Source organism: Kocuria sp. CPCC 205261 (genome assembly GCF_040981025.1).
Classification (GTDB): domain Bacteria; phylum Actinomycetota; class Actinomycetes; order Actinomycetales; family Micrococcaceae; genus Kocuria; species Kocuria marina.
Genome location: NZ_JAVKPU010000039.1, coordinates 1 through 1,099, shown reverse-complemented (window position 1 = coordinate 1,099; position 1,099 = coordinate 1). Strand labels below are relative to the sequence as shown.

The window sequence follows — 1,099 nt, the reverse complement described above, 5'->3', positions numbered from 1 at the left end:
TCGGGGCTGAACTTCTTGGGCATGTTCCGATTCTCCTTCAGTTGGATCGGAACGAAACCCAGGGCGCTTCATTTGCGGGCGTTGGCCACATGGGTGGCGCCGGGTGGTACTCGATGCTTTTTTGTACCAGTTGTAAGAGAGCGTGTCGTTGGGAGTGGGGAACGAGCCGGCGACGGTTTCGGTTTAGGCCGCGAGTGTGAGCGGCTTGGTTAGTTTGGCTTCGAACTCGATGGGCGTCAACCCGCCGAGTCTGTCCTGGGCTCGTTGACGGTGATACTTCCGCTCGATCCAGACCACGATGGCCAGGCGCAGCTGCCGGGCCATCGCGCGACCACGGAACTGGCTATCTCTGTCGGCGTGCAGCATGCACCCGGCGACGTCGCCTCGGCGGGCGAGTGCATTGCGGACCGCGTCCACGGCGAGTTTCGCGGTCATCCGCTCCGAGATCGAGTATCCGACGACGCGGGTGGAGAACACGTCTTCGATCGCGCAACAGTAGAGCGTGCCCTCCCTCGTCCAATCCCCCGTGATACCCCTCAGCCAGAGCCGGTTCGGCTCATCGGCGCGGAAGACCCGCTGGAGGTGGTCCTCGAACACCGGCGGGCCCGTTGTGTTCCCCTTCCCGCGCCGGCGAGCTCGGCAACGAGCGGGTATGTCAGTGTGGGCAGCCGCCGAAACGCAGATTCGCTTGCGACACATACGCCGCAGCCCTACTGAGCACCTCGTTGTCCTGCTCCAGGAGGCGGATCCGCTTCTTCAGCTGACAAGGACCGGGCATGATGACATCCTCCCCGCCAGCGCCTCTCAACGCTAACGATCAGTTATCACCTACTCGTTCCCCACGCCCGGTCTCGACCACCAAGATGACCTACGACGCCCTGACTCGGCTATACGTCACCAAGCGCCGAGCGGAAGGAAGGAACGACCGAAAGATCCGCCGCTGCATCAAGCACTACCTAGCCCGTCACGTCTATCGAACCCTCAACGCTACGACCCCGAGCGTGAATGGCTCTTGACCGACATAGAAGGGTCAAGCCCCGAGAAGTGGTGTAGCGATCTTTCGTAGGGGTCAGGCAGTGAGGGCGGTCAGGGGGTCGGG

General features: G+C 62.6%; 1 protein-coding gene. It reads right to left on the bottom strand.

Going from position 1 to position 1,099, the window contains the following annotated elements:
- Positions 1-183: 183 nt before the first annotated feature.
- A complete protein-coding gene (locus RF646_RS13275; RefSeq protein WP_368836234.1) occupies positions 184-597 on the bottom strand; it encodes a DDE-type integrase/transposase/recombinase in 414 nt (137 codons plus the stop codon).
- Positions 598-1,099: the final 502 nt, after the last annotated feature.